Source organism: Burkholderia sp. MSMB1498, from assembly GCF_001526245.1.
GTDB lineage: Bacteria > Pseudomonadota > Gammaproteobacteria > Burkholderiales > Burkholderiaceae > Burkholderia > Burkholderia savannae.
Genome location: NZ_LOYJ01000089.1, coordinates 40,590 through 44,251 on the forward strand (window position 1 = coordinate 40,590; position 3,662 = coordinate 44,251).

A 3,662-nucleotide genomic window follows, 5' to 3' on the forward strand; every position below is an offset into this window, starting at 1 on the left:
GACGTCGCTTTCCTATTTCGGCTGGCGGTGCAGACGCGCCGAAGGGGGCCGCATGCCGCCGCGCGCGGAGGATGAAGCGCGCGCCATCCTCTTCGCTCAGCGCGGCGCGCGCTGGAATCATCGGGCTTCATGCGCTGGCGCCCGATCACGCATCCGCCCGTCGGTAGTTCTCGGCTGACACTGCAAACTTGCCGGCTCACATCGGAAATCATCGAGTATCTCCTTGTCACATCTACATCGATATCCGGCTGCGCAAGAACATTCACGATCACGTCGACTGCGAGCTGCTGTCGCCCGAAATCGGACATGTCACGTGCCGAGCATCGACAGATTGCCGGACGCCCCCTCGTGAATGACCGGGCTGTCGGCGAAGGCCTCTTGCCAGGAATGGCCGCGGTACGTGAGTCTCGATGCGTGCGCTGCGGGAAAAGACATGTGCCGTCACGCGTACGAACATAATGCGAGCGGCTCCGACTTGACCTCGCTTTTGATATAAACATCGCCTCCGTGCTTGACCGCTTGAGCAACTCTTTATCAACGCTCGGATATGCGCTCACATTGTCTATATCCGCGCTTCCTCGTCCCCATCACCATTGCGGAAATTTGATCAAAATTGCTTTCTATCCGTCCCGATTCCTTGGAAACATGCGCATAACCAACATCTAATTGATCATCAATTGACGATGATTAGAAACAAATCGAAAATTATTTTCGATGTTCAGGTGAATTATTTCCCGTTTAGCATATACCGCCTTTCGTTTAGCGATGGCATTTCCGGCCACTCGTGGTGCCCACGATTCAGCGACGCTGCGTCGTCCAGCGTATCGAAATCCCGCAGCTGCCTCGCGCCTCCCTACGCTGCCAGCGCACCAGCCCCGTGCGCTGCAAGACGAACGGAACGCACGCTCGGGCTGATCGATGGACGAACCGGGAAATCGGCGAGAGAGCAACATTGCCTGCCCTTGTGGCGATTGCACGAGGGCGCATGCCGACATGGCGCAAAGTCTATCGAAATTGGGGCATTTCCCATCAATGCATGCGCACGGCTTCATCGCATCCATGTTGCATTCGGAATAAGATAATGCAATCGGCAAAAGTCATTTTTATCTCGTGAGACGACCATCCAATTTATTCAACTCTGATTCCGATTTGAACGTTTTTTGTTTATATAAGTCACATGGCGCTGAGGGTCGCGAACCAACAGGAAAATGCAAAACGGCTATCGGAAGCCGTTCGGCGATATGCGCCATTGATTCCCGTCTGTTAGCGAATGAAAAGTGATTCTTCGCTTTCCCAATCAAGGAGCCAGAAAGATGCGCACAGCGATTTCTTAAATCAAGCATTCGCTTCGCCCACGTCACAGCGAGTTCGCGCGAGTCCGCGGGAAGCGCCTCCGCTCGCCCACCGCCTTCGAATCCGGCCGCATAGCATTGGATCATGTGCAACAACATCACACATTCCGCCCGCACTCCATCCGGCGCCTCCCGGCTCTGTTCAAGCGCTTCCTTGCGGAACACGTCGAGCATCACGCAAAGCGCCCCTTTTCGCTCGAGCTTTCACCCGTGACTCCGTTTGTTGCAAGCATAAGAAACTTGAGGCCACCCATGCATTCCGTCACTACCCGCGACAACTTTCCCGTCTCAGCCGATGCGCCCACATGGCTTCACTATCAGGACCGCGATCATGCGAGAGTGACTCCGCTCATGCAGACCGACGTATGCGGCATGTATCGGTGCGAAGTATTGTCCGAGACATACCAGGTCGAGATCGAAAGCAATCGCCACCTGTTTTTCCTATACGACCGACACGCCGTGTCTACGGGCAGCACGTGGATCGACGGACGGCGCGTCGCAGGGCCACGCCGGCTCGACGTCGGGCTCGACTACTTGCCGCCGCTGCACACGCTCAGTTGCAAGGGCGGCTCCGGTGGGAAGGTCAGCTATTTCATATTTGCCGTGGATGCTCGCGAAACGGGCTTCATGGACAGTGCGTCATCGATGCTCAAGCCGGCGATGAACGTCACCGGCGAGGTGTTGCTCAAGCTCATGCGACACGTCGTGGACACATCGACCAATCGCCACAGATGGCCGTACTTTCACGATCACATGGCAGTCGCGCTGCTGTCCGAGATGCTCCGGCTTCAATCGACCGAAGACAACGCGAGCGGCAAGAGATTCTCCAGCGCGCAGCACCGCAGACTGACCCATCACATCGACGAAAATCTGAATTCGTCGATCACTTTGAGGGACCTGGCTGGCGTGGTCGGGCTAAGCGTGTACCATTTTTCCCGTACGTTCAAGCATCATTTCGGCGTGCCGCCGTGCAAATACATCACGGAAAGGAGAGTCGAGAAAGCTAAACGGCTGATGCGCCGGGGAAATATGCGGCTGCTGGACATCGCGATCGAAGTCGGCTTCCAAAGCAACACTCAGCTGTCGCGCTCGTTCCGCCGGGTCACCGGCCAATCTCCGCGCTGCTATTTGATGTCCGTTGACGAAGTCGCACAAAGTACGTAGAGCGAAATACAGTCGTCACGATTTGGCTGACAACGATGTTGCCTCGCGTCGCAGTCGCTCGTGCTGCGCGACTCATACCGTTCGATCAACGATTCGCCACAAGCGAAACGGAGTCGTCGCCAGCACGAGGGCCGCGTGGCCGTCATAGCGGGCTCAGCAAATGGGCGCTTGTTGGGCCGGCGGAATCCAGAATGAGCCCGAGGCCGATCGCGATTGCGTGCCGCGAACGCCTCCGGAGGAAGTTGAGGGTCGGCCGGGATTCGAAAATATGCGAATCCTGGCCGACCCTCAGGTAGAGGTCCGCAATCGACGTGTGCGGATTCGCGGGCTGCTGGCGCCAGCGCGCCGAGGCGTCCCTGCAGGAATGCGTGAAGTGATCACGATGTCGGCTGGCGCCCGCATCCGGCTTGCGATAGTTAGCGTGTCCTTCCTGCTATTCGATGTGTCGTCGAGGCGCAGCTGGTTGTACCGCTGCCCCTTGATTTCCTTCGTCTTGATGCCGGACAGGTAACGGTTGCCCGGCAGCCGGCCCGTGTGGCTGAACGTCGCCGGCGGATGCGCGCCGTTGCTCAGCACCCCGATGATCACCAACCGGTCCGGATCGCCGCCGACACAACCGAGAAGGACTTCCATGCCGACGCGCGGCAGAAACGATGCCCCAAAATTCGTTCCCGCGAGACTCGTCGCGACGCGAATCGGCGCGCTATCGCCCGCATTGTCGGTGGTGCCCGTGACCTGCGCGTGCGCGTGGTCCGCCGGATCGAGGCCGTGAATCCGCACGCGCACGCGGCCGTCCTCGTCGCAGAACACTTCTTCGTCCTCCGTGCCGACGATCGTGCCCGTCAGCAGATGCACTGGCGGCAAGTCCGTTCGCGGATCGTACGCGGGCGCAAGCGGCACGCCGCGGCGCACGCAACTGAACGTGTTCTTGTAACGCGTATCGGCATCCTCCGCGAGCGCGGCCGGTAACGCAGGAGCTGCCTGCGCGAGATTGCGGCTCGCCGCGAATAGCGCCTGCACGCGTTCGTTGAGTCCTTTCGGCAGGTTGTTCCAGACGGCGTGGTCGATCGGTAATCCTCCCGTCCAGTAGGTGGGATCAGAAGTAGAATTTCCAGCAAAGGGAGTTCTACGCAATGAAGAAGTCGA

General features: G+C 58.5%; 2 protein-coding genes and 1 pseudogene. 1 reads left to right on the forward strand and 2 read right to left on the reverse strand.

Annotated elements, in window-relative coordinates:
• Window positions 1-1,103: 1,103 nt before the first annotated feature.
• Window positions 1,104-1,529: a hypothetical protein gene (locus WS91_RS33750; RefSeq protein WP_152611641.1), complete on the reverse strand. Its 426-nt coding sequence runs from the start codon at window positions 1,527-1,529 to the stop codon at window positions 1,104-1,106.
• Between the two features lie 75 nt (window positions 1,530-1,604).
• Here WS91_RS33750 and WS91_RS19505 point away from each other — a divergent pair, with 75 nt between their 5' ends.
• A complete protein-coding gene (locus WS91_RS19505) occupies window positions 1,605-2,516 on the forward strand; it encodes a helix-turn-helix transcriptional regulator (protein ID WP_231752047.1) in 912 nt (303 codons plus the stop codon).
• A 435-nt stretch (window positions 2,517-2,951) separates the two neighbouring features.
• Here WS91_RS19505 and WS91_RS19510 read toward each other — a convergent pair.
• Window positions 2,952-3,584: pseudogene (locus tag WS91_RS19510) on the reverse strand (phage baseplate assembly protein V); the annotation flags it as partial.
• Between the last annotated feature and the right edge of the window lie 78 nt (window positions 3,585-3,662).

What these genes read in the sequence shown, in the direction of transcription:
- WS91_RS19505 (WP_231752047.1), top strand. Translation starts at nt 1,605, where the DNA reads ATGCATTCCGTCACTACCCGCGACAACTTTCCCGTCTCAGCCGATGCG.